This window comes from Lentilactobacillus hilgardii, from assembly GCF_009832765.1.
Taxonomy (GTDB): Bacteria; Bacillota; Bacilli; order Lactobacillales; family Lactobacillaceae; genus Lentilactobacillus; species Lentilactobacillus hilgardii.
In genome coordinates this window covers 944044-969286 of the sequence record NZ_CP047121.1, presented here as the reverse complement: position 1 = coordinate 969286, position 25243 = coordinate 944044, and the positions used below count along the sequence as shown (strand labels likewise).

Annotated in this window: 23 protein-coding genes and 1 pseudogene; 12 read left to right on the top strand and 12 right to left on the bottom strand. The window is 42.8% G+C overall.

From position 1 onward, the window contains the following. Window positions 1-154 precede the first annotated feature (154 nt). Together phnW and phnX (GQR93_RS15415) are read right to left on the bottom strand one after the other, a co-directional pair. The gene (phnW, locus tag GQR93_RS15420) at window positions 155-1240 is read right to left on the bottom strand and encodes a 2-aminoethylphosphonate--pyruvate transaminase (RefSeq protein ID WP_035444614.1); all 1086 of its coding nucleotides are present in this window, start codon (window positions 1238-1240) and stop codon (window positions 155-157) included. A 57-nt stretch (window positions 1241-1297) separates the two neighbouring features. Beyond that, window positions 1298-2044, bottom strand: a pseudogene (gene phnX, locus GQR93_RS15415) (phosphonoacetaldehyde hydrolase); the annotation flags it as partial. An 816-nt stretch (window positions 2045-2860) separates the two neighbouring features. On the opposite strand from phnX (GQR93_RS15415), the gene pdxS reads away from it, so the two are divergent. Together pdxS and pdxT are read left to right on the top strand one after the other, a co-directional pair. After that, on the top strand, window positions 2861-3751 hold the full coding sequence (gene pdxS / locus GQR93_RS04380) for a pyridoxal 5'-phosphate synthase lyase subunit PdxS (RefSeq protein ID WP_003552677.1): 891 nt from the start codon (window positions 2861-2863) through the stop codon (window positions 3749-3751). A gap of 17 nt (window positions 3752-3768) precedes the next feature. Continuing rightward, the gene (gene pdxT / locus GQR93_RS04375) at window positions 3769-4314 is read left to right on the top strand and encodes a pyridoxal 5'-phosphate synthase glutaminase subunit PdxT (RefSeq protein WP_003552675.1); all 546 of its coding nucleotides are present in this window, start codon (window positions 3769-3771) and stop codon (window positions 4312-4314) included. Between the two features lie 111 nt (window positions 4315-4425). On the opposite strand, the gene GQR93_RS04370 is transcribed toward pdxT, so the two are convergent. Further along, entirely contained in the window at window positions 4426-4746 is a 321-nt protein-coding gene (locus GQR93_RS04370) for a hypothetical protein (protein ID WP_003552673.1), read from the bottom strand. 220 nt (window positions 4747-4966) lie between these two features. Between GQR93_RS04370 and GQR93_RS04365 the strand changes: the two genes are divergently transcribed. Continuing rightward, window positions 4967-5917, top strand: a complete 951-nt coding sequence (locus tag GQR93_RS04365; protein ID WP_003552671.1) for an L-lactate dehydrogenase — start codon at window positions 4967-4969, stop codon at window positions 5915-5917. A 197-nt stretch (window positions 5918-6114) separates the two neighbouring features. Here the strand turns inward: GQR93_RS04365 and phnX (GQR93_RS04360) are convergent, their stop codons facing one another. Further along, complete coding sequence (gene phnX, locus GQR93_RS04360) at window positions 6115-6906, bottom strand: phosphonoacetaldehyde hydrolase (RefSeq protein WP_003552669.1); 792 nt, start codon at window positions 6904-6906, stop codon at window positions 6115-6117. 369 nt (window positions 6907-7275) lie between these two features. Between phnX (GQR93_RS04360) and GQR93_RS15410 the strand changes: the two genes are divergently transcribed. The 5 genes from GQR93_RS15410 (at window position 7276) to GQR93_RS04335 (ending at window position 12359) form a co-directional block, all read left to right on the top strand. After that, window positions 7276-7629, top strand: coding sequence for a hypothetical protein (locus GQR93_RS15410; RefSeq protein WP_225430402.1), 354 nt, complete (start codon window positions 7276-7278; stop codon window positions 7627-7629). A gap of 137 nt (window positions 7630-7766) precedes the next feature. Beyond that, entirely contained in the window at window positions 7767-8132 is a 366-nt protein-coding gene (locus GQR93_RS04350) for a hypothetical protein (protein ID WP_003552666.1), read from the top strand. A 68-nt stretch (window positions 8133-8200) separates the two neighbouring features. After that, entirely contained in the window at window positions 8201-9346 is a 1146-nt protein-coding gene (locus GQR93_RS04345) for a glycerate kinase family protein (RefSeq protein ID WP_003552664.1), read from the top strand. 255 nt (window positions 9347-9601) lie between these two features. Beyond that, complete coding sequence (locus GQR93_RS04340; protein WP_003552661.1) at window positions 9602-11029, top strand: APC family permease; 1428 nt, start codon at window positions 9602-9604, stop codon at window positions 11027-11029. A gap of 307 nt (window positions 11030-11336) precedes the next feature. Further along, window positions 11337-12359 carry an alpha/beta hydrolase gene (locus tag GQR93_RS04335; RefSeq protein ID WP_003552659.1) on the top strand — a complete coding sequence of 341 codons (1023 nt, stop codon included), beginning with the start codon at window positions 11337-11339 and terminating at the stop codon, window positions 12357-12359. 91 nt (window positions 12360-12450) lie between these two features. On the opposite strand, the gene queG is transcribed toward GQR93_RS04335, so the two are convergent. The 6 genes from queG to GQR93_RS04305 form a co-directional block, all read right to left on the bottom strand. Continuing rightward, window positions 12451-13617 (bottom strand): tRNA epoxyqueuosine(34) reductase QueG, encoded by a 1167-nt coding sequence (gene queG, locus GQR93_RS04330; protein ID WP_003552657.1) that lies wholly within the window; start codon window positions 13615-13617, stop codon window positions 12451-12453. A 204-nt stretch (window positions 13618-13821) separates the two neighbouring features. Beyond that, a complete protein-coding gene (locus tag GQR93_RS04325) occupies window positions 13822-15216 on the bottom strand; it encodes an amino acid permease (protein ID WP_003552655.1) in 1395 nt (464 codons plus the stop codon). A gap of 265 nt (window positions 15217-15481) precedes the next feature. Continuing rightward, window positions 15482-15691, bottom strand: coding sequence for a hypothetical protein (locus GQR93_RS04320; RefSeq protein ID WP_003552652.1), 210 nt, complete (start codon window positions 15689-15691; stop codon window positions 15482-15484). Between the two features lie 13 nt (window positions 15692-15704). Next, a complete protein-coding gene (locus tag GQR93_RS04315; protein ID WP_003552649.1) occupies window positions 15705-16289 on the bottom strand; it encodes a hypothetical protein in 585 nt (194 codons plus the stop codon). 29 nt (window positions 16290-16318) lie between these two features. Then, a complete protein-coding gene (locus tag GQR93_RS04310) occupies window positions 16319-16747 on the bottom strand; it encodes a MarR family winged helix-turn-helix transcriptional regulator (RefSeq protein WP_003552647.1) in 429 nt (142 codons plus the stop codon). A 163-nt stretch (window positions 16748-16910) separates the two neighbouring features. Continuing rightward, window positions 16911-18245, bottom strand: a complete 1335-nt coding sequence (locus GQR93_RS04305) for a dihydrolipoyl dehydrogenase family protein (RefSeq protein WP_003552645.1) — start codon at window positions 18243-18245, stop codon at window positions 16911-16913. Window positions 18246-18476: 231 nt separating this feature from the next. On the opposite strand from GQR93_RS04305, the gene GQR93_RS04300 reads away from it, so the two are divergent. Further along, the gene (locus GQR93_RS04300) at window positions 18477-19955 is read left to right on the top strand and encodes an ABC transporter permease/substrate-binding protein (protein WP_050757962.1); all 1479 of its coding nucleotides are present in this window, start codon (window positions 18477-18479) and stop codon (window positions 19953-19955) included. Between the two features lie 4 nt (window positions 19956-19959). Beyond that, on the top strand, window positions 19960-20928 hold the full coding sequence (locus GQR93_RS04295; RefSeq protein ID WP_003552641.1) for an ATP-binding cassette domain-containing protein: 969 nt from the start codon (window positions 19960-19962) through the stop codon (window positions 20926-20928). A gap of 73 nt (window positions 20929-21001) precedes the next feature. On the opposite strand, the gene GQR93_RS04290 is transcribed toward GQR93_RS04295, so the two are convergent. After that, window positions 21002-21970 carry an alcohol dehydrogenase catalytic domain-containing protein gene (locus tag GQR93_RS04290; RefSeq protein WP_035444379.1) on the bottom strand — a complete coding sequence of 323 codons (969 nt, stop codon included), beginning with the start codon at window positions 21968-21970 and terminating at the stop codon, window positions 21002-21004. A 127-nt stretch (window positions 21971-22097) separates the two neighbouring features. After that, complete coding sequence (locus tag GQR93_RS04285) at window positions 22098-22526, bottom strand: hypothetical protein (RefSeq protein WP_003552638.1); 429 nt, start codon at window positions 22524-22526, stop codon at window positions 22098-22100. Between the two features lie 210 nt (window positions 22527-22736). On the opposite strand from GQR93_RS04285, the gene GQR93_RS04280 reads away from it, so the two are divergent. Next, complete coding sequence (locus tag GQR93_RS04280; RefSeq protein ID WP_003552633.1) at window positions 22737-23378, top strand: NAD-dependent epimerase/dehydratase family protein; 642 nt, start codon at window positions 22737-22739, stop codon at window positions 23376-23378. A gap of 390 nt (window positions 23379-23768) precedes the next feature. Next, window positions 23769-25184, top strand: a complete 1416-nt coding sequence (gene nhaC, locus GQR93_RS04275; protein WP_003552632.1) for a Na+/H+ antiporter NhaC — start codon at window positions 23769-23771, stop codon at window positions 25182-25184. Window positions 25185-25243: the final 59 nt, after the last annotated feature.

Here is a 25243-nt window from a genome sequence, read left to right as displayed (position 1 = left end):
TAGGGCGATGCCCTATTTATATGCAAAAAAAGATTGATACCTTACGGTATCAACCCCAAAAATTTTAGACCCTTCGATTTTTGGTTAAAAGTCGAACCGAGGGTCTTTATTTGCCTTGCGGGTTAGTAAAAAATATCATTGCCGAGATGATACATTAAACTTTTACCACACTGTATTTCTTAATCAGAGTTAATAAGCGGGTCATGTCTTCGCTAAAGACCTGGCCGATGTTGCCAATTCGGAAACTATCAATATTCGAAACTTTTCCGGGATAGATAATGAACCCATTTTCCTTGAGATATTCATAGAATCCCCGGAAGTCAAAGTCTTTGTTTGGATACTTAAAGGAAGTAATAATCGGTGATTGCACCTCTTCTGAAATAACCGGTTGATAGCCGATTGCCAGCATCCCCTGACGTAATTTCTTTTCGTTTTGACGATATCGTTTATTTCTTGCGGAAACACCCCCTTCAGCGGCCAGCTCCCTTAATGCCTGTTGGAAAGCATAAACAACGTGGGTCGGCGATGTAAAGCGCCACTTGCCGTCATGTTCTTCAAAACACTTATATTGTTCGTACAGGTCCAAAGACAGCGACCGTGCATTTCCGGCGGTTCGATCGATTGTTCGCCGTTTGGCAATGACTAATCCAAATCCCGGGACACCCTGAATACACTTATTGGAACTGCTGATCAAGTAATCGATGCCAAGTACTTCCACATTAATCGGGACACCGCCAAAACTCGACATGGCATCTACGATTGTCGTGATTCCCAACTCGTGAACTCTTGGAATAATCGCTTCAATTGAATTCAGAATGCCAGTTGTCGTTTCACAATGGACGATCGCAAAGTGTGTGACTTCCGGATGAGCAGCCAGGGCATCCAAAATTTTTTCAAGCGTTGTGACTTCATCTTCCCCAAAGGTCACATCAATATGATCGATATCAAGATAATCCGCAATCTGAGCCATTCGTTGACCATAAGCACCATTGATCGCAATCATCAGCGTCGCATCGTGTTTGGGAACTGCTGTGCCAAGTGTTGCTTCAACGGCAAAGGTCCCGCTTCCCTGCATCAGGACAGCCGCATAGTTGTCAGCCGACACATTGGCAACCTTTAACAGTTCAGAACGAATTTCCTGAGTGTCTGCCTTATATTCGTCATCCCAAGTACCATGATCAACCAACATTTGTTCTTTCACCGTTTTACTGGTTGTTAAGGGCCCCGGTGTAAGCAGGATCGGTGCTTCAGGTTCAACATGTTGTTCTTCAACGTTGATCGTTGGAATCAGCTTAATCAGATCATTAATCGCATTAATGACATAGTCGGCACCGGCCGCTTCCAATTCATCAGTCGCTTTATTTCTCAGTTCATTTTGTTCCGCAATGGTCAGTTCATCAAATTCCCCTTCGGATAAACCGATCAGATTGCCCCCGTCAACGACACCAATCGAAATCGCATGGGAGGCCTTTCCTTCCAAAATGTCGTTAACCGTATCACCGACTTTAATGACAGACCTGGCATCGGGCACACCCAGCCGGTCAATCGCGTGAAGCAGCATATCTGCCTGGGGCCGCCCAACGCCATCGGTTTGCTCAGAAGTCACATTTGCTTTAGGATTGTATCCTTGCTTTGCCGCCAAAGGCAGGACCCGATCCAGCATCGATTGTGTATAGCCGGTAGTCGATGCATAGGGAATGTTTTGCGCATCCAAATAATTAACTAATTCCTTCACACCGGGCTTCAACTGGGCCGTCTCTGCCAAGACAGCGACAATATCCTGTTGAAATTGTTGATAAATTTGAGTAATCGCATCTTCAACGGCAATGTTGGGATGCTTGGCCACCCACTTTGACTGAATGGCCGGATTAGCCATCATTTTTTTGATGTGTGTCAACTTGTCCAAACCGACATCCTGACGAATTTCAGCGGTTGGAATATGAATATCAAAATGTGCAAATGCTTGCTTAAAAGCGATAATCGGTGCCTGGCTGCCATAATCAATCGTGGTTCCCGCCCAATCAAATACAACTGCTTGAATCATAATTTATCTCTCCTATTTTTAAGTGATTTTATTTTGTTGCCCGCTTAATGTATTTTGTTCGAAGTTTATAAGAAACAATTCGCAGAAGAATTATCAATAGTGTAGGCAAAACTTCAAACCGACAAGATCGCACAAAGTAATACTTAAACTGCTTAAATCAGTGTCATTACACTTCAACCTCCAGCATTTATCCAGCCAGCTGTTGCCTTATTTGAATTCGTCAAGTTAAGCAATTCAATTCGAAGACTTTTTTAATTGTATCTATCTTATGTAAACATTCATCTAATTATCAGTAAACAATTGTAAATGGTAGGTTAATAAATGCAGCATCATGTAAACAATCAATGTTAAGAAAACTGTTCAGCCCAATTTATAATTCAAGTGCAACACTACTCAATTAGACCTTTTAAACTAGATATGAACAGCTAGGAAGCCCTATTCTTACAAATCGATAAAATTAATTAAGAAAGCAAGCATCTTCATGATCCAAAGCCAGAATGCCATGCCCTATTAGTACCAACAATTCCAATCTAGTGAACGCAACGAAATTGAGGTGCTCCATCACTAGATACCATTTCTCTATCATTTTTAATCATTATATGATTTATTAGTTATTCATCATGTGAGGATTAAGAATCCTTCATCAAAAAGATTTTTTACGTCCAATTTAGCATTGACAAACGCTGTAAATGCCCATATGCTTGTAAAAATGAGATCAATACTAATATTCTTTTAAACGCCTGCTACATAGCTCATCGTTCATTAGTATTTTTCTAATTATTATTCTTTTAACATTACCGTAGGAGGTTTGTATTTATGGGAAAGCAAATTGTTGGTACTGACGCTGTCAAACGTGGCATGGCGCAAATGCAGAAAAATGGTGTCATCATGGATGTCGTCAATCCTGAGCAGGCAAAAATTGCCGAAGATGCCGGTGCTGTTGCCGTTATGGCACTGGAACGCGTTCCGGCTGATATTCGAAAAGCAGGTGGTGTCGCTCGGATGTCGGATCCTGCCATGGTTGAATCAATCATGGATGCCGTTTCAATTCCGGTTATGGCCAAAGCACGTATCGGCCACTCAGCTGAAGCCAGAGTACTCGAAGCCGTTGGCGTTGATTATATTGACGAAAGTGAAGTTTTAACACCCGCCGATAATGAGTATCACATTTTGAAAAATGAGTATACCGTTCCTTTTGTTTGTGGATGCCGTAATTTAGGCGAAGCGCTTCGTCGAATCGGCGAAGGCGCTTCAATGCTGCGGACAAAGGGCGAACCAGGTACCGGTAACATTGTTGAGGCTGTTACCCATATCCGAAAGGTTCAAACTCAAATCAGAGACGTTGCTGCCGCAAAGCCGGATCAATTAATGACAATTGCCCGCGATTTAAGAGCGCCTTATGAATTGGTTAAGTGGGTTCATGAAAATGGCAAACTTCCTGTTATCAACTTTGCAGCCGGTGGTGTTTCAACACCTGCCGATGCCGCACTGTTAATGAATTTGGGCTCTGATGGCATTTTCGTTGGTTCAGGGATTTTCAAATCAAAGAATCCATCAAAATTTGCCAAAGCCATTGTCCAGGCAACCGCACATCCTACCGATTACAAGTTGATTGCAGAAGTTTCAAAGAATCTCGGCGATCCAATGAAGGGGATCGACATGTCCGAATTAAGTGAAGCTGATTTAATGGAAACTCGAGGCAACTAGAAAGGGGTCTTGAATCAATGATCGGTGTTTTATCACTTCAAGGCGCCATTAGCGAACACGCAGCAGTACTTAATAAGATTGGTGTCTCAAATAAAGCCGTCCTCAACCAAGACGACCTGAAGGGACTCGATGGTCTGATCATCCCCGGTGGTGAAAGTACCGCAATTAAGAAACTAATGGCATACAACCACTTGTTTCCGGCAATTAAAAAATTGATTCAGGAAGGTCTGCCGACTTTTGGCACCTGTGCCGGAATGGTTTTATTATCTCAACCCGAGTCGTTTGACATGTTAAAAGCCACGGTTGTCCGTAATGGCTTTGGCCGCCAGCAGCAGAGCTTCGAGGAAGATCTTCATTTTGACGCTTTGGCCGATCCTTTTCACGCCGTATTTATCCGGGCACCTTATTTAACAGACGTTGCCGCTGACGTCAATGTTCTGGCGTCAATTGATGATAAAGCAGTTGCCGTCTCAAAAGGCAACGTATTGGCAACTGCCTTTCATCCGGAACTAACAGACGATGTCCGCTTACACGAATATTTTGTCGATCACTTTGTTAATTAGCAATGAACCTAGTCCTGATTGAATAAAATCAAACAATGTAAATAGCAAAAAAAGTAAGGGGATCAAGGCACACAAAGTTGCCTCGATTCCCTTACTTTTGATTTTTAACACTTAACCATTAACCAATAGTTCCATTTGACCCTTTTGAGGAGCAAAGTTGATTCCAACCAAAGGCTCTCTCAGTATTTTGCCATACTCGTCCAATACATCATCAGGCAATGGCGTATGATTTTGCAGTGACGCTAAAACGTCCCCAGCATCGTGTGCAGCACTTAAGTCAATAAACAGGTTGATTTTGTTAACAACATCCCGAAACAGATCCGTTAACAAGCTGTTAGGTTTCCCCGCAACGTCAGTTATCACAACTTGAGAGGAATCAAAACCAAAGTGGTTAAAACTGACCATTTTCAATACATCGAATAAATTATCCATTGCCTTGCAGTCCCTTCATTACGATTACCTTATTATTTAATTATAGTCATATCGGGTTCTGAATGGAAAGTAATTTAACCTTTTTAATCTAAAAACCTTTTTTGATCAAAAGGTAAAAAAGAGGTAATCTCATTTTATTAAAATAATCTTTCAAAATAATGAGTTGGCGTGTTATACTAAACGAATAGTATTCATATTATATTTTGAGAGGTGCACATATATGACAAGAAAAATCGGTGTTATCGGTATGGGCCATGTTGGCTCAACAGTTGCTCACTACATAGTTGCAGACGGATTTGCAGATGATTTGGTCTTAATCGATCCAAATGAAAAAAAGGTAAACGCAGACGCAACGGACTTTGAAGATGCAATGTCTAATCTGCCCGTTCATACAAACCTGATCGTTAATGACTATTCAGCTCTTAAAGATGCGGATGTCGTTATTTCAGCAGTTGGAAATATCGGTCTTCAAAAGGATAATAAAGAACATGATCGCTTTATCGAACTTCCTTTCACTAAGGAAGCCGTTAAATCGGTTAGCCAAAAGTTGAAAGACTCAGGCTTTAGCGGCATTCTAGTCAACATCACAAATCCATGTGATGTGATCACAATGATGTATCAACATTTCACCGGTTTCCCTAAAAACCGTGTTATCGGTACAGGGACGTTATTGGACTCTTCACGAATGAGACGAGCTGTTTCGGCGGAATTGAAAATCGATCCTCGTTCAGTAACCGGTTATAATCTTGGCGAACACGGAAATTCCCAATTTACTGCTTGGTCAGCAGTTCGCGTACTGGGTCAGCCAATAACAAAGATTGCTGCTGAACGACACATTGATTTATCCAAGCTTGATGAAGTTGCGCGAGCCGGTGGCTATACTGTTTTCCATGGCAAGCACTACACAAATTATGGTATTGCATCGGCAGCCGTACGTTTGGCAAACATTATTATCAGTGATGCCCATACGGAAATCCCAGTTTCCAACTATCACGAAGAATATGGTACTTATCTCTCCTATCCAGCGATTGTTGGACGAGATGGCATCATTGAACAAATAAAACTTAATTTAACAGATGATGAAAAGGAAAAGCTCCAGACTTCAGCAAATTATATCCGAACCCGTTTTGAGGATACACTCGCTGATATGGAAGGCGCAAAAGCTAACTAAATAATTTAGTCATTGTTGATGTTTAAAAGGTGAGACCAGACGTGGTCTCACCTTTTTATGTTATCTGCTAATTGCTGCCTATCCCAACTATTTGTGTCTAAAACAACGCATTAGGAATCAAATAGAAGCAGGCAAATCATGATCGGGTTTGCCTGTTTCTGTTTGAATTCAATCAATTTTGAGAGCGTTCGGTTTCTTTATGAAACGACTTTTTCAGAATCCAATTCCTTAATCAGTCTCATCAAATCCTTGGCATTTTCAACAACGTAGTCTGCTCCTGCTTTTTCCAATTCGGCTGCAACTTGATTTTTCATCGAGTTTCGTTTTGCAAATGGCAGAATACTGAATTCCTGTTGGGACATGCCAATTAAACTGCTGCCCTCAATCATGCCAATTGTGACAACGCCTGCGTCTTTACCTTCCAAAATATCTTTTGGCGAATCTCCAACCTTAATCACTGTTCTCGGATTTCGGATTCTGAGTTTCCTCATTGCCTGGCTAATCATGTCTGAATCAAGACAATCGGTACGATTAAGATCTTCGGCAGTAATATTAATAAACGGGTCAAAGCCCTGCTCACTTGCCAGAGGTAAAATCTGGTCCAGCATTTCCTTTGTGTATCGAGTAGTTGTCGCAAATCGAATCCCTTGTGTTCTTAAATATGAAATTAACGTTGGCATCCCCGCTTTTACTTTGGCAATCTGGGGTAAGACTTCCAGGATGTTTCTGGTAAACCACTTGTATATCTGGGAAATGCCCTCTTCCAGCGACATATCCGGATGCATTATGTACCACTTTTTTTGAATATCTTCACGACCCATTAAGGCTTTTATTTGGGTTAACGGTTCCAGTCCAACTTCTTGGCGTAAGTCCGCAAAGGTGACCTCAATGCCAAATTGCTTAAGCGTCTTTTTAATCGTCATTGCGGGCGCCTGGTTTCCATAATCAATTGTTGTGCCGGCCCAATCAAATATAACTGCTCGAATCATCGTCTGTTCTCCTTTTATTTAAGTAGTCACTCACTTACTTCTTTATTGTATAGAGAACGTGTAAATATTTAATGTCATAAATGTAAAAGTTATGTAAACATAACCACACCGGAAACCATTAATGTATCGGGGGTTCCAGGATTTTTAAATCCATTAACTTATTTAGCCACGCTCTATATCTTATGTACGTATAGAAGCATTCGTATTTTTTAAAAGTTGCAAAATAATGTTAATCGTCACGTTTTCCTCGAACATTTCTCTCAAATTCTTCACAAATTGGTCACAATTTTTACATGATCGACGTCTAAAATATAACGATAGTATCCCTTGAATTCAAAAATAACTCATTTCATAGAGGAGCAATGGCCCTTGCAACCTACAAAGCAACTCGTTTTAAACGATCTCATTTCACTAATGGATGCGACTCGAAATAAAGCCATCACAAGTATTAAACTTGTTAAGCCCGATGATCCCTACCCCTACCACCCCAACCTGGCAAGCGGACCAATTCCTTCTAATCCCAGCCTTGCTCAATTTAACGTTGCCTCGGAATTGGCAAAACGACTTTTAAATGGAGACCCGACGGCAGAAGGAATCGTTGGCCAATACCAACCGGGAATTATAGGCGAGCTCGTTAAGCAGTACGAAGTAGACTACGAGAATCCCCGAAACGTCAAAATGGTTGTAAATACCTGGTTAGGTATCAACAGCCTGGAAGAATAGTTCGATGCTTTCTTTAGAATTTCGTCATCAAACTGTCATCTTTATCACTTGCACAGATAACAATTGCCACATATAATATTAAATATAGTGAAGGGGTTATTCGTAAGCTGAGTTAAGAATCACCAAGGAGCTTATGAATGAATGTAACGAAACAACGTATTATTAATGATTTAATTAATATTATGACCGATCATCAAGACAGTGCCATTCGCAATTTATCAATGCGGGTTCTAAAGGATGGTCATCAAAGCAGAACCGTTCATCCAACACCGTTTCCGGAAGAGTCAATTCCATCAAATCATAGTCTCGCCTGTTTTAACGTTGCGGCTGAATTGACTAATTTAATGATGAATAATGTTGACATGACAAAACTTATCGTCAAAAAATACACACCGGGTATTGTTGATGCGTTGGTTCACCAGAATCCGACCGACTACAACAATCCTCATAATGTTGAACGGGTGATCAACAATTGGCTTGGACTCAAAACAACTGAACACTAACAAAATGCCATGGATTAACTATCTCTTGGCATTTTTTATTTTGTAGATAATAGATAAGGGGTTAAATAATGAAGTTTGTAATTGCACCAGACTCATTCAAGGGTGGTCTTTCCGCCAAAGAAGTTGCGGAAGCCATCAAAGAAGGCATCAAACGCGTTTATCCCAACGCAATATATAGCTTGGTCCCCATGGCAGATGGCGGTGAAGGGACGGTCCGATCTTTAGTGGACGCGACAAATGGTACCTTTATCACAGAAAAAGTGACCGGGCCCCTCGGCAAGCCGGTCGACGCCACCTTCGGCATTCTGGGTAACGGAACCACCGGGGTCATAGAAATGTCTCAGGCCAGTGGATTACAATATGTCACTGGCAAAACCGCCAATCCTTTGAAAACCACTACATACGGTACCGGCCAATTAATCCTCAAGGCCTTGGATCACGGTATCTCCGAACTGGTTTTGGGAATTGGCGGCAGTGCCACAAATGATGGCGGTACCGGAATGGCTCAGGCACTGGGCGCACGTCTACTGGATCAAAACCACCGTGATATTTCATTTGGAGGTGGTCATCTTAATGAACTCGCCAAAATTGAGATATCGACGATCGATCCACGGATCAAAAAACTGAAACTCTTAATTGCTTCAGATGTCACCAACCCGTTAATTGGTCAAAATGGTGCCTCAATGGTTTTCGGACCGCAAAAGGGTGGCACACCCGAAATGATCAAGAGGCTTGACCAAAATTTATCCCATTATGCGACGCTTATTTTTCAACAGTTGGGAAAAGGTTTGGCTCACTATCCCGGTGCAGGAGCAGCCGGTGGTTTGGGCGCCGGCCTACTCGCTTTTACCAACGCAAAAATGCTTAGAGGTGTCGACCTTGTGATTCAATACAGCGGTCTAAAAGAAAAGGCCAAAAATGCAACCTTCGTTTTTACCGGTGAGGGCGGTATCGATTTTCAAACCAAATTCGGTAAGACTCCCTATGGCGTTGCCCTGGCCACAAAGCAGGTTGCACCCAACGCTCCGGTAATTGTGATTGCCGGAAATGTCGGCGACGGCATCGACAGCCTTTACGCCGATAACGCCATCGATGCCATTTTCACCAGTGTCTCTGGCGTTAAATCCATTAACGAAGCGCTTCACTTTGCACAACACGATATTTCGCAAGTCTCGGAAAACATTGCCCGACTTATTCACGCCACACAAAAATGACTTTTAAACACGCTTTCGTTAATCACACCAATTGACATCAAGCAATTTTTAAATTTTTGCTTGGCACATTCTTTGAGCTCAAATCCGAGTATACCAGTCACCAATCCTTTATAATTCTCAATAGAGCATAGTAAGAAAAGATTATTCTCAATATCCGAATGATTTGTTGGATTCAAAATAATCGATTCCCTTTATATAAGCTGAACAAAACATCTTTCTTATTCTTCAACAATTAACTACTCTGGAGGCTTTTTTATGGCAAGCTCGTTAAAGAAAAACATCGGCTTTTACGGCCTTATTTCGTTGGGAGCAGGTGGCGTGATTGGCAGCAGTTGGATCTATACCAATAGTCAATTCTTCAAGGCATACGGTGCCGGCGGTGAGATCTTTGGATTAATGATTGCGGCCGTTTTAGCAGTAATGGTCTCCCTGTCATTCGCTGAACTTTCAACCATTTTTACCAAGTCTGGTGGTGAAGTGGTTTATGCCTACGCCGCTTTTGGCAAAAAGGGGGCGTTATTCGCCGGATGGGCATTGATTGGTTCGTACCTAAGTATTCTGGCATTTTTTGTAACCGCTTCAAGTTTGCTGATTTCCTATCTTTTTCCACAGATTTCAACCGGGCCTTATTACACATTTGCCGGTGTCAAAGTTCACTATTTGGAATTGGCCATCGGTATCGGTATTACTCTATTTATTTTTATCGTTAATTATTTTGGTGCCAGATTAACGGGAAACGTTCAAATTATCCTGTTCGCCGGCTTAATCATTCTTGGTGCGATTTTGGTGGTTGTCGGCTTTATTAAAGGAAAACCGGCTAATTTTTTGCCGGCCTTTTATCCGCAGCAAAACAGTGTGTCATCGGTTATCCGCTTCGTTCTTCCTGCTATGACGTTTCTAACCGGTTGGGAATCGGTTGCCATTATGGCTGAAGAAGCAAATATCCCCAAAAAGCTGATTGGTAAAGTGGTTGTTTTCTCAATTATCATCGCTGCCATTTACTATATTCTGGTCTTATTATCATCTGCATTTATCTACCCTTGGAAACAAACCGCGAATATGGACATGGGCACCATCGATGCGTTCAAAACAGCCGGCTTTCCGTTATTGGGGACTTTTGCGTTTATTATTTCGTTTTTAGGATTGGCAACCAGTTTTCTAACACTTTTCGCCGCCACTCCCCGCCTGATCCTGTCATTGGCTCGCGGCAACATGCTTCCTGCCGGACTCGCTAAGGTTCATCCCAAGTACGGTACACCGACAAACGCGCTTTGGTTGGTATTGGCACTTGTTTTGGGCATTGGTTGGCTTGGAAAAGGTGCACTGATTTATTTCTTGGACATCGGTGGCTTTCTGATTGCTTTGGCATGGTCATTTAATGCACTGAGCCTGTTTCGAATCCGAAAAAGGTATCCAACCTTAAAAGCCGGCTTTCGAATCAAACACCTTTTCTTCCCGGTCATAGGTGGTCTATTTGCTTTCAGTATCTCCGCCATGACAGTTATTCCGGGAACCCCAATTTCTCTGGTCTGGCCTTACGAATATGTCGTTCTGGGAATCTGGATGATTCTTGGTTTAATCGGATTTTTAACCGGGAATCAGAAGAAAAAAGTCTCCGACGACTTTTTGGGACGATCCCTGCAGGATCTCAAGTCGCCTGTCGATAAAAAGTCCGATCATTAACGCCATCATGTCGATCAAAATTTAAACCAGCTTCGAAAGCGCCCAAAATAACCAATTTGGTAGCTATATCCGATAAAATAAATCATTTATTTGGGTGCTTCATTTATTCCAACACCTTGCTAATCATCCGCCTGGAATGAGAAGAAATATCACATACGCAATAATTATGGCTTTTTTTCTAAAAATGTAAGAAATAAGACATTTTTAATCATTTTGGCAGTATGAAACCTCATTTTTCCATGGTACAATTTTATTTGTGTACAGATTTTTACACAAATATAACATTTAGTGAAGCAGGGAATAAAATATGATGACTAATCGGCACAGCAATATGTGGCGGATCGGATACTTTGCCCTTGGCAGCATCATCTTTATTGCGATTGGGCTTTTTCTTTGGCACGATCATCAAGACCAGGAACGTCTTGCTGAAGAAAATTACATTAATTCAAATACCCCAACCCTATTCATCCACGGTTGGGGCGGTACTCTGCGCTCCGAAAAGAAAATGGCTTCGGATGCAGAAGCCAGTGACGCTGCTCAACGACGGATGATCATTCGCGTTCGTCCAAACGGCAAGATCGATGTGACCGGGACAATCGAAAAATGGATGCGCAATCCGATCATTTTTCTTCGAATGGATAACAATCGTGCAGGTGAATTTCAATACGCCCGCTGGCTGACCAAAGTCTGCAAACTACTTAAATCCAAGTATCATATTGATAATTTGAATTTTGTCGGTCACTCAATGGGTTCCTACGCCACCGTTTACTATAATATGATGAACGGCAATCGCCAGGATCTTCCCAGGGCAAATAAGCTCTGCCTACTTGCCGGCCCCTACAACGGGATTATTAATAACGGCAAGCAAAACCAGCCGATTACCGGACCACTGGCAAAATTATGGGACGATCAGCCTAACGCAAACAAACTGCTAAAAAACGGTCGACCCAAAACGATTCATCCGGAATATCAAATGTTAAATCAGCTGAAGGATCGCATGCCCCGTCAAATCAGAATTCTAAACGTCTATGGTGATTTAAACGACGGATCCAATTCCGATGGCGTGGTCACAACCGAGTCTGCCCTGTCGCTGGGGTATTTGGTTAAAGGGCGCGTCAACTACTATCAAACCTTCAAAGCAACCGGACCCAATGCGCAGCATAGTGAATTACATAATCACAATTTAGCGGTAGACCGGTCACTCACCAATTTTCTTTGGGGTAAGCATTACAACATGTCCTCAAGTGCACCCAAGTACAATCCGATGTTGGATAAAATGATGAATCCGGGAATGGCTTTTAAACGTCAAAACCAGTTAAAAGCGCAATAAATCAGTTGTGATTAACCAAAAAAGAAATTGACTCAAACAAAATGATGTTTGGTCAATTTCTTTTTTGGTCTCTAACCCTATCGGAACGCGATCATTTCAACGCATCTATCGTCTCCAATGCTCGCCGGTATTCCTTTAAAAAGGCTTCTTCCTGTCCCGAAACCAATTCCTTTTGATATTGTTCAGCTACCTTGGCTCGACTGGTTGTCTCGTATGATCGGCTTAACCTACCGACCGCATAGGCAGCGGTCGCCCTTATCATTGGCCGTGGATCTTGGCTCATGACATGCAAGAGATCATCCACGGCAGAGACATCTCCTAAATTAACCAACGCAATAATGGCGTTTCGCTGCAGCGGTTTCTTACCCCGCCAGGCCCCCGCCATTTGACCGAATCGATCGTTAAACTGTTTGTTGCTCAATTTCAGCATCGGTAATAATTCCGGGCGAACCTTTTCGACATCCGGCTCCATTCGTTGATGTAAATGAAAATCCTTCCCACGATTAAATGGACAGGCGACTTGGCAAATATCGCAGCCATAAATCACATTTCGAATTTTAGGTCTAAATTCATCTGCCATCAATCCTTTGGTTTGCGTTTGATACGACAAACACCGCTGGGCATTCATTCGGCCATCACCCAACAATGCCTGTACCGGACACGCATCAAGGCATCTCGTACATTCTCCACACTGACACGGAATCGGCGTGTCGGGTTCCAACTTCAAGTCGGTGATCATTTCGCCCAAATACACAAATGACCCAAACTCCTCTGTAATCAATAAACCGTTTTTGCCGATGAATCCCAAACCCGCTCGATGGGCAACCGCCACGTCAATGAGCTGACCCGTATCTACCATTGGTTCGAATCTGGCATTGCCCTCTCCGACAATGTCCTTGACCCGATCAATTAATAAAGCCATTTTTTCACGCAAAATATGATGATAGTCATCGCCCCATGACGCTCTGGCAAATTGGCCCCGCTTTAATCCGGTTCGTTTCGGTTGTTGTTTCATCCGACTGGGGTAAGCCAAAGCAATTGCAATAATCGATTGAGGATGGTCAAAGATTAAAGTCGGATTTAACCGCTCATCAATATTTGGATGTTCAAAACCGCTGGTATGCCCAGCGGCTTTTTGAGCTTCAAGACTGCTTCTGAGTTCCTCAAAATCATCGGCAGTCGTGAAGCCGATTTTATCGATACCGAGTTTCTGACTTTCGGTAATAATCTGTTGTTTTAACGTGACGGAAGCCGACATTCAAAACAGTCCTTTCCAAGTTGAGTCACCATTCAGCTCCCATCTTAACCTATTGGAATTTAATCAGTCAATTGTCGACAAAAAATACCGTTGCCTCATGGATAAGGGTTCATATCCAAGAGACAGCGGTATTTTTTTAACAATTCAATTAATTGTAAACCCGACGCCGACAACTCATTCCATTCGGCAGGAAACGTCTAACGATCATTGGTCCATATTTGCCGGTACCAATTTGCGTTGACGGAAATACTCTAATCCGCCAAAGACCAATGTCCAAACAATTGCGCCGACAGCGCCAATGATATCTTCCGGAATAAAGAACAGACTCACGAAAATGACACCAAAGAAGAAAATGGTTAATGGACTGGTCACCTTGTACCACGGCATCACAAACCCATTCGGCAGAAAGTCACTGGAAGCACGGTACTTTCTATGAGCAACCATTGCCAGTGTGTAAACGATAATGTACATATCGCTGGAAACCCCTGTAACAATTGTAAAGACTGAGGTAATCGCCGTTGTTAAACTCATCAATGGTGTGATTAAAACCAGTGCCGCCGATAAAATAATAGCAGCTGCCGGCACACCATTTTTGGAAATTTTGGCAAATGTCTTGTGCATCCAACTATTTTCGGGAACTTCGGTTGCCAACTGATAGAAATGTCGGCCTGCGGAGAAAATACAGCTATTCAGAGACGATGCCGCAGATGTTAAAACAACAAAGTTAATCATGGCAGCCGCTGCAGGGAATCCGGCAAGTTTGAAAACTTGAACAAACGGACTACTATTAGCTGACAAAGATGTCCACGGAATGATGCCCATGATCACGATTAAAGCGCCAATGTAAAACAAAAGAATTCTGAGTAATGTTTCATTAACGGCCTTTTTAATGACCGTATGCGGTGATTTCGCCTCACCAATCGTGATACTGACAAATTCAATTCCTTGAAAGGCGAAGAAAACCATCGGAAAAGCTGAAATGAAATTAAAGGCCCCATGTGGGAACAATGAGAAATTATGGAAAACATTTGTCAGTGACGCGTGTCCAAGCGGTGTTACCGAATGACTTGTCATCATAAAAATACCGGTAACAATCATAGCGACAATGGCAACAATTTTAATCATCGCAAACCAGAATTCCGCTTCACCAAAGAGCCGTGCGGCAATTAAGTTAACACTTGCCAGAACTCCCAGAAAGATTAATTCAACAATCCACGAAGGAATGTTAGGGAACCAATATTGCACGTAAGTGGCTGTAGCGGTTAACTCAGCCATGCAGACAAACACCAGGCCAATCCAGTAGGTCCAGCCAGTAAAGTGACCCACTGTCGGTCCTAAATATCGCGAAATAAACGAAACAAATGTATGTTGCGAAGGATCGGAGTAAAACATTTCTCCGATAGCCCGCATCATGAAGAAGAAAAACAGTCCTAATGTTAAATAAACCAGCATTACTGAAGGCCCTGTCTTGCTGATCGTGCTGCCTGACCCTAAAAACAACCCCGTTCCGATCGTACCGCCGATAGCGATCATTTGAACGTGACGGTTACTTAGGGCCCGCATTGTCCCATCTTGATTTTCTACAATTTTTGATTTCATACACAATCCTCCTGCAAAATAAGAGCTAGATAAGATAATAGTTAAAATGCTTCTCATTTGAATATCATTATTCTACCACGTTTTTTATTTTTGTGTCAGATTATTTTACATAAGTAACGTATCATTAGCCAAAAAGACCCGTCTTAAGGGCTTAATTCGTCCAAAAATATTTTCAATGTCATAAGTTATCACAAATTATGTAAAAATAAAAAGGCATCACAAGTCATGCCTTTTTTACTCATATCATTTGATTTAGCGTGTCGCCTCAATCGAACGCATCCAATTCCCTATTAAGGGTTTCAATTTGTTGACGAAGACGATCAATTTCATCTTTAACTTCTTCCAACGTTAAACCTGCATTACTGTAACCCTTATAGGTAGCCGTCATGTAATCGACATCTTCTAACTGACGGACTTGCTCATTCAAAGATCCCAGCTGCGTCATTAATTGATTAAAACGATCTTCACTATCCATTTGAACGACTCCTTTAAGCCAATGCTTCCGGAGCCTCAAGCTGGGGACCCCTGCCCATTCTTGCTAAAACCCAGTGGTCATAGTTCCATTCTTCGGTGGCACGTCGTGAACGGAAGTAGTCCCAGTTTGATTCCCGCTCAACTTCAACGACTTGATTGTCTGCGCCAATTGACACCCAGTTATATGATCCATTTTGATGAGCAAATTTAACCCAGAGAATCGGAATATTAATGACCTGTCCCTGATCATCTCTGAACGTTCTGCTGAGTCGATCAACCCGCATAAAAGTCAGACCACTGGCATAGGCTGAATCCAATCGTTCGAAAACCTGATTTGCTTTGTCAATTGCCACCCTTTCTCCCGGCAAAGCGGCGTGGGTCTCAATCGCAAAGTTATTATAACTGATCAACCGCTGATCGCTGCCATAAATAACGGTGACATGTGCATTATTCGGTTCAACCTTTCCTGGACGCTGGTAGCGAACAACCGTCACCCGTTCGTGGTTTCGTTGACGCTGATCAGCCGTAATTGCTTTAAATCCTTCAGGAATAATCAAATCATGATTGGGTTTATCAAAAATCTTGACGTAATTTGTCATAAAAACCTCCTAGATTCTCAAACACCGCGCTACTGCATTAAGTTTTGTTCGACCTTGATTAAGGCTGCCATTAATCGATCCTGCGTCACACGATCAATGCCGCTAAAGACTCTATTGTTGACGTATTCTAAACGCTCATTCAACTTGGGAACCAATGCTTTTCCAGTGCTTGTCAGGCTAATTGACCAAGAGCGGCCATCGGTCTGTGACCGTTCCTTTTGAACGTATCCCAGTCTGATTAACTGTTCCAATCGCCTCGTGACATTACTTTGACTCAGATAAATTCGTTTAAATAATTGATCCTGTGTTAAAGTTGGTGCCTGGTTAATTTTTAAAATAAAATAATAGTTACTCGATGTCAGCTTCAACGGTTTTAACTGTTCATCCAAATAGGTTTGCAGCTGACGTGAAGCCGTGTTGATCGTTGCAATCAACCCGTCAATTTCTATATCTGTCATCAATAATCACCTTCTCCATTTATGACTGACAAAAGTTTAACATTAATTACTTGCTTGCGCAAACAAGTTGATTCGTTATTTCCAACTAAAAAAGACCAGCCTTTTATCGGCCTGATCTCCACTAATCTTCAAATTGATTCTTTCCAAGCTTAAAACAACCATGCTATACCAAATATTGCAAATCACTCGAAACAGATGGATAGGCAAAAATCATGTCCTGGATCTGCTCATTCGACAGCTTTAAATTCATCGCCAGGCTGAAAGCGTTCAGCAAGTGCTCACCAATTGAAGATAAAACGTCAAATCCGACAATTTGTTTAGTATTGGCATCCCGGATCACCATTGCCTTGGCAACATCATCTTTAATGCGGTTATAGGTATACCAATGGGTTAAATCAAAAGCACTTACATGATATTTTTCAGGTTTGCTTAATGCTTCCTGATAACCAACCCCCACTTGACCGACTTCCGTTGTCCCAAAAAGAATCTGTGGGATGACCGGATACTGAATTGGTGCTGTCGTCTTTTTCGTTAACAACTCAGCAACGTATCGTCCTTCAAATGAAGCGACAGGTGTCAATTTTGGCTTGGCTTTGTCAACGACATCCCCGATGGCATAAATCGTCGATACGTTGGTTCGCAAATGATCATCCACTAACACACCGCGGCTCGACGTTTTAACCCCGCAATTCTCCAATTGTAATTGATCACTATTCGCCGATCGGCCTACCGCTTCAACCACATAATCAGAAGCCAACGTTTCAAGATCGGTGGTCAGTGTATAGCCGGTTTCATTTTTAGAAACAGCCTTCAGGTTCTGATTGAAGTGAAAGGTGATACCGTCATCAATCATGTCTTGAACCAGTTGCGCCACAAAGGGTTGTGGAAATGCCTTTAATGGTTGATCGTTATGATGAATAATATCAACATCACTACCAGCCTTATTGGCAATATTTGCCAACTCCATCGATACTAAGCCGGCACCGACAAACGTGATATGCTTTGGCAATGCATCCAAATCCAGGAAGTCTGTACTGGTTTTTAGGAATGATTTACCGGGAATATCCAATAACCGTGGGCGGCGACCAGTGGCCAAAATGACCTCATCCGCACTCACCGTCGTCTGGTCACCCAGCTGAATCCGATGTTGGTCCAAAAAGGCAGCCTGCCCATGATACGTATCTATGCCGGCACCGGACATTCCCCTTTTCGTACCACCTGGGATTTGTGACGTATATCCACGTTTAAAGGCCATTAACTGTTTCCAATCAATCGTGGGAACGTCCTTTAGCCCGCTTTCCTGCATTCGGGCAACCCTATCCTTTGCCTGAACTGCCGAATACAGCATTTTTTTAGGATCACACCCACGATTGGGACAGGTCCCGCCAAAAAGATCATTTTCAATGACTAAGACGGATTTTGACCCAACTAACCCATAAGCAGCTGCAGTCCCTGCAGGACCGGCACCAAAGATGATGACATCGTAATGTGTTTTCAAAATGCTTCACTCCTCATATATAATCATGATTTACTTTAATTGTAGCCCATCTTGGCCTAAAGCGTCGGTATTCTCCCAATCATTTTTGCCTTCGGATTCGTATCATGCACAATCGAGTTGTATAATGAAATCCTAGTCAACTTGTTTTCACACCCAAGGAGGTGCCTATCCGTGTCGATCACAGCCATTACTCATTTTTTTACGGCCAACGCCAAGTTTATCAACGCACTCATGGAACACGTTTATCTGACCCTTATCTCATTGATCATTGCGATTGTCATTGCCATCCCACTGGCGGTATATGCACGCAACCACCGGATATTCGCTCATATTGCACTCGGTTTTACGTCAATCATGCAAACCATTCCCTCTCTGGCCATCTTGGGAATTTTGATTCCAATTGTCGGCATTGGCAGTAAACCGGCCATTATTGCACTGGTCATATACGGTATTTTGCCTATTTACAGTAATACATATACTGCACTCACAACGATTGATCCCAACTTAACCGAAGCGGCCGAAGTTTTCGGGTTAACCAAATGGCAACGACTTTTTCGAATCGAATTGCCCCTTTCCACGGACAGTATTTTGACCGGTATTAAAACGTCAACCGTTCTGATTATTGGAACGGCTACCCTCGCAGCCCTGATTGGCGCCGGTGGTTTGGGAACCTTTATTCTGCTGGGAATCGACCGCAGTAACACCGCGTTAACGTTGACCGGTGCAATTGGCTCAGCGCTACTTGCCGTTGTCTTTAGTTGGCTCATCACCCGATTCGGTCGTCTAAAAGCCAAATCGATGGTCATTGTCGGCGGTACCGCCCTTTTACTTTTACTGCTTGGCATTATCGCACCAAAAGTATACACGGCCACTACCCAACCGGAAAAAATCGTCATTGCCGGTAAATTAGGTTCCGAGCCGGATATTTTGATTAATATGTATCGGGACTTGATCGAAGCCGGTGACAAGAAAATTGATGTCGACTTAAAACCTAATTTCGGTAAAACCAGCTTTTTATTTTCAGCTCTAAAGAGCAATCAAATCAACATCTATCCGGAGTTTACCGGTACCGTTCTTGAAGACATCATTCCCAACAGCGAACGACAGCTTCAAAACAAATCTGCAACGCAAATTTATCACATGGCCAAAAACGAGCTTGCGGCTAAATACAATATGACTTATGGTTCCCCGTTAAATTATAACAATACCTATACAGTCGTCACCACCCAAAAGTTCGCCAAGCGCCATCATCTTCACACAATCAGTGACCTCAAAAAACTTCAAAACCGTCTACACAGCGGTTTTGATTTGGAATTCATGAATCGTGATGACGGCTATAAGGGACTCGTCAAAAAATATGGCCTATCCTTTAACAATACTGATTTGGATCCCGATTTACGCTATCAGGCCATTCGCCGTGGCCAGGTTCAGGTCATTGACGGCTATTCAACCGATTCTCAAATTCGTCAATACCATTTGGTTTCGTTGCGGGATAATAAGCATCTCTTTCCAACCTATCAGGGAGCGCCACTCATGACCAAGGCATTTGCCAAAAAACATCCGGCCGTGGTCAAACAACTGCACCAGTTGGCCGGAAAAATTACGGCAAAAGAGATGCGGGAGATGAACTATGACGTCAACGTCAAAAAAATCAGTGCCGCAAAGGTTGCAAGGCATTATTTGCAACGCCATCATCTATTAAGGAAGTGATCATATGCCGAATACACCAGTCATTCAACTCTCAAATATTTCCGTCGTTTATGATCAGCAAAAAGCAATTGATGATTTGTCCCTATCGGTTTATCCGCACGAAATCATGGTGCTGGTTGGCGAATCCGGTGGCGGTAAGACAACCATTCTGCGAACCATCAGCGGATTAGTTAAACCGGCAAGTGGACACATTTTAGTCAACGGGCTAACACTAAACGATCAAAATCTGAGAAAGATTCGGTTAAACATGGGCTACGTTCTCCAGCAAATTTCTCTTTTTCCTAATATGACAATCAACCAAAATTTAACACTACTGCCGGAAATCAAACATCAGTCAAAGACTGCGGCCGACCAAACCATTAAAGAATTGATGGCTGCCGCAAAGTTACCAATCGATTATCTGTCAAAATATCCCAACGAATTATCGGGTGGCGAGCAGCAGCGGGTTGGCATCATCAGGGCATTTGGCACCAAGCCCGACCTGATTTTGATGGACGAACCATTCAGTGCACTTGACCCTGTATCACGCGAGCAGTTGCAGGACCTGACGCTTTCCATCCACCAACACTTTAACAACACCATTTTATTTATTACACATGATATGAACGAGGCATTAAAAATGGGGCAGCAAATCGGCGTCGTCAAAGACGGGCAGATTATTCAACTGGATACACCGGATAACCTTGTCCGCCACCCAAGCAACGACTATGTTAGAACACTGTTTAACGGCAGCGAAGCCCACAAAATCGAAAATGTCTATATTCGTCGGTTGGTCTTGGCCGGGTATGGAAGAAAAACCCCGTTTGAGAAGTTACCGGTCACTTCTGTTGAAGGAGACCGGACACTGGGCGACTGTTATCAGCTGCTTGCGCAAAATCAGCAGTTGGCTGTTAGAAGGAACAGTCAGGTGATCGGCTATTTAAATTCGGAAAGCATTTTAAACTTTTTGGCTACTAAAGCGACAAATAATTAGCTGCCTATCACAAAAAAAGGAGGCTGGGGCAAGGGTTCAATTTGCCACAGTCTCTTTTTAATCGACTTAACCCTTAATAGTCACTATTAACCACGACCACTTTTCCAAAACTATCAGCCTGATCAAGAGCTGCCTGCGCATCACCGGTATGAGCCAAATCAAATATTTTTGTCGGTTTAATGTCAATACGTTGGGTCTCGACAAGCTTAATCAGATCATTTAGATCGGATGCATTTGCTGCATCAGAGCTGAAGTGGGTCAAATAAGCCCCTGCAGGAATGCCAAACGGATCAAAATCGGCAACTGTCCACCGGGCATCGTCCATGCCACTTAATTCACCGGTGAAGCAGGTAATCCCGTTAACGTTCAAATGGGTTAAGGAATCCATCAATGTATCCGGGCCTACCAATTCCAGAATGGCATCAAAATGGTCTTCTGTTTGAAGCCGTCGCTGATGGTCCAAAAGGGTATCATCATAACCGGCTGCTTTCATTCGGGCGAATTTTTCGGGATCTCGAGTTGTTCCGGCAACCGTGATTTCCGGGACCATTGCCTTGGCAAGCCTCATGGCAGCCACCCCGACGCCACTGGTACCACCACGAATCAGTAACGTTTTAGCCGTTTTAATTTTCATATTTAGTAACGATCCATAAGCCGTATAAAACGTTTCCGGCAATGCAGCCAGTTCAGGCCAAGATAACTGGGTTTCAACCGGATAAATACTGTCGTTGGGTAGTAATGCATATTCTGCATAACTGCCATCAAAAGCACGTCCCATGCCATGCATGAGTGAAATAACGGTTTGTCCTTCGGGAAGCCGTTTGGAATCCGTCGATTTTGAAACAATCCCGACGCCCTCAATGCCCAGGATTCGGGGAAACTTAACGGGCGAATAGCCCAAACGGGTAAAGATTTCCGCCCTGTTGATACCGAAACCTTTGATTTTGACCAAACTCCACCCCGGTTTTGTCTGAGGGGTTGGAACGTCTTTTAACTTTAACTGTTCAGGACCGCCCGGCTGATCAATCACAATTGCTTTCAATTCTGATCATTCCCTTCTTAATTTTGCTACAGACTTATCATAACGCCAATTGAAGCGGGCTTCAGTCAAAGAAGCTTTTCCAAAAAGAAAAAGCCAAAACAACATAAGCTGCTTTGGCGACTTTGATTTAAATTTTTTGTTCAATCTTATCGATATCGACTTTCAAAGCTCTGGTAATCCAAGGAAATTTCTTCTTCATTGTATCGAAGTCATCACCGGATGTTAAGAATTGGCCGGTCCCATAAACGTGAAAGCCGGCGCCGGGTCCCTGGGTACCTTCAACCTCTTTACTCCCAACCGTTATAATCACGTGGTTGTCAGTTGAAAAGTCCTGTTCAATACTGTGCATGCCGGCCGCCGGAATCAGCAATTGCTTATCTGTTACCTGGACATATGACATCCAGGTATTAACAACGTGGGCTGGTTGCGCATTAATTGTCACAATTGTGGCAGGGCCCTCATGCTTCATGACATCTAAAAACTTTTGGTCCATCGTAATACTCCCCTTCATCAACGTTTCAGTGATCGCGATTTGATCATGATCACCAACAATCATTTTACACCACCAAGTTGATCAAAACACATTTTTTTAAAACGCTCTTCAGGATCTTTCTCATTTCGGGATGAAATGATTGCTGACGTAGTGTAGAATGATAGGATGTTCTTTAACATCGCGTATAATCATCGCACCACAAACACAAAAACGGAAAATGAGACTGATTTTATTTTTCACCTACTAAAATGATTAAGATTGGATGGACGATTAATGATTATCACTGTTGTTGGCGGTAACGGGTTTGTCGGCAGCGGCATGCTGAAAGAATTAAGCCAATTCGACGACTTTGAGCTTTACAGTCTTTCAAGAAGCGGCCTGCCTAATAAACACGTGACGCTACCAAACGTTAAATGGCTTAAAGGTGACGTTTCCCAACCGGGGGATTGGGAAAGAATCATCGCTAAAAGCGATTGGGTCATCGACTGCGTTGGGATTTTGTTTCCAAATCCACTGACCAAAACCAGTTACTGGAAAAATAGTATCCAACCGGCTGAATCTCTCATTAACACGATTCATCGGCAAAATATTGCTTCGGACAACCCCAAAAAGACGCATTTTTTATTTGTCTCGGCAAACTATGGTCCGTTCTTCATGGCACCTTACATAAAAGCCAAACTGGAAGTTGAAAAAGATATGGCTCGTTTGCTGCCCAAAAATTCAATTGTCGTCTATCCCGGGATTGTGACTGACAGCTCGAAGCCGACAACCCGTCTACTGGAAAATCTCGCAAAAGCCCTGACCTTAAGCCTTTATTTCAAACGTCTGAGATTTGTTTCCAGGGATGTCATTGCCCAGGAAACGGTTCGGATTCTGACGGGTGAAACCAGTTTCTTAACAGAACGGGTAGACTAGCACTTGCATTTTTTTCTTCCCCGTCTTATACTATCTACAATATTTAAAGTCGATTTACATGAAGTAGTTCCTTATCTGGGTGTCAGGAAGTTGGTGGTTGCTGCGAACCAATCAGGATAAGGCAGCCGAAATACCGTAATATCATCGACAATGGTCAATAACTAGAATCCATTATCTTCTAGTGAGCGGTGTATGCTTTTGCGTGCACAAGTTGGGTGGTACCACGGTAACGAATCGTCCCTATTACATTTAAGTGTAATAGGGACGATTTTTTGTTTTCAGAAAGGACTGTTGACGATGAGGGAAACAACTAATGGGGGCTTGGCGCGATATTGATTGACCAAGTTTTATAAACAAATTCGAAACACTAAAAAATAAAACGAGGTTAACATGATGACAAAAAGTAAATTAGGTTTAGTTGAAGCATCAATCGTATTAATGATTATTTTAGCAATTATGGGCATCGGCGTGATCGGCTTTGGCCTATCACCTCAAGTGCCGGTTTTATTAGCAATTACAGTCGCCATCTTTTGGGCAAAGGTTCGGGGTTTTGACTGGCATGAAATCAACGCCGGCATTAAAGACGGTATTGATAAAGGTATCATTCCGATTGTGATCTTTATTTTGATCGGTGCGATGATCAGTACCTGGATCGCTGCCGGCACAATTCCAACGCTGATGGTCATCGGGTTTAAGGCCATTAGTGCACAGTGGTTTTTACCAACAGTCTTTCTGGTTTGTTCGTTGGTTGGTGCGGCAGTCGGCAGCTGCTTTACGGTTGTCTCAACCGTTGGCATTGCCTTCTTCGGTATTGGCGTCACAATGAATTTCAACCCGGCACTGGTGGCCGGTGCCATTATCGCCGGTGGCATTTTCGGTGATAAACTGTCACCGCTATCCGAGACCAATAATTTAGCTGCCGCAGTGGTTGACACAGATCTCTTCAACCATATGAAAACCATTCTCTGGTCAACTATTCCGGCAGCCACGATTTCGACAATTGCCTTTGCCCTTTTGGGAATGGGACATAATCACGCCGATATGGCTAAGATCAATACCACGGTTACTGCTTTGAACAATGATTTTCACATTTCAATTATCGCATTGATTCCAATTGCACTCGTTTTCATTTGTGCCGCTTTCAAGATGGCCGCAATTCCAACCATGCTGCTCAACATTTTTGTATCGGCAGCCATGATGTTTATGAACAATCCCCAATTAAATATGACTAAAGCAAGTAATATCATTACGAACGGCTTTGTCGCAAAAACGTCCAACTCTGAAGTCAACTTGTTATTATCCCGTGGCGGAATTGTCAGTATGATGCCAACGGTGGCTTTGATTGTGTTGACATTATCGCTTGGCGGACTGCTCGTTCACTTCGGTTTGATCAATGCAGTCATGTCGCCGTTGTCAACCAAATTGAATAGTTCTGCCAAATTAATTACAGCCGCACTGGCTGCCTGCATTGGTGTGAATATCTTTGTTGGTGAACAGTTCCTATCTATCATTTTACCTGGGCGGGCATTCAAACAAACCTTTAATAACGGAGGTTTGGCTAGTGCCGCTCTGGGACGGGTCCTTGAAGATGGTGGTACTGTCTTGAACTACTTGGTTCCTTGGGGTGTTGGCGGTGTCTTCATTGCAAATACTCTGGGTGTCCCAACTATTTCATACTTGCCATTTGTTTTCTTCAGTCTCCTCTGCCCGGTTTTCTCGCTATTAAGTGGCTTTACCGGAATCGGTTTGAAGAAGTCGACTACCTCAAAGGCTCAAGAAGAACGACCGGTACCAGCACAAAATTAATTTAAAATTTAAAAGTACCTTTGTAAAACACCATCTTGAAGTGTTTTACAAAGGTACTT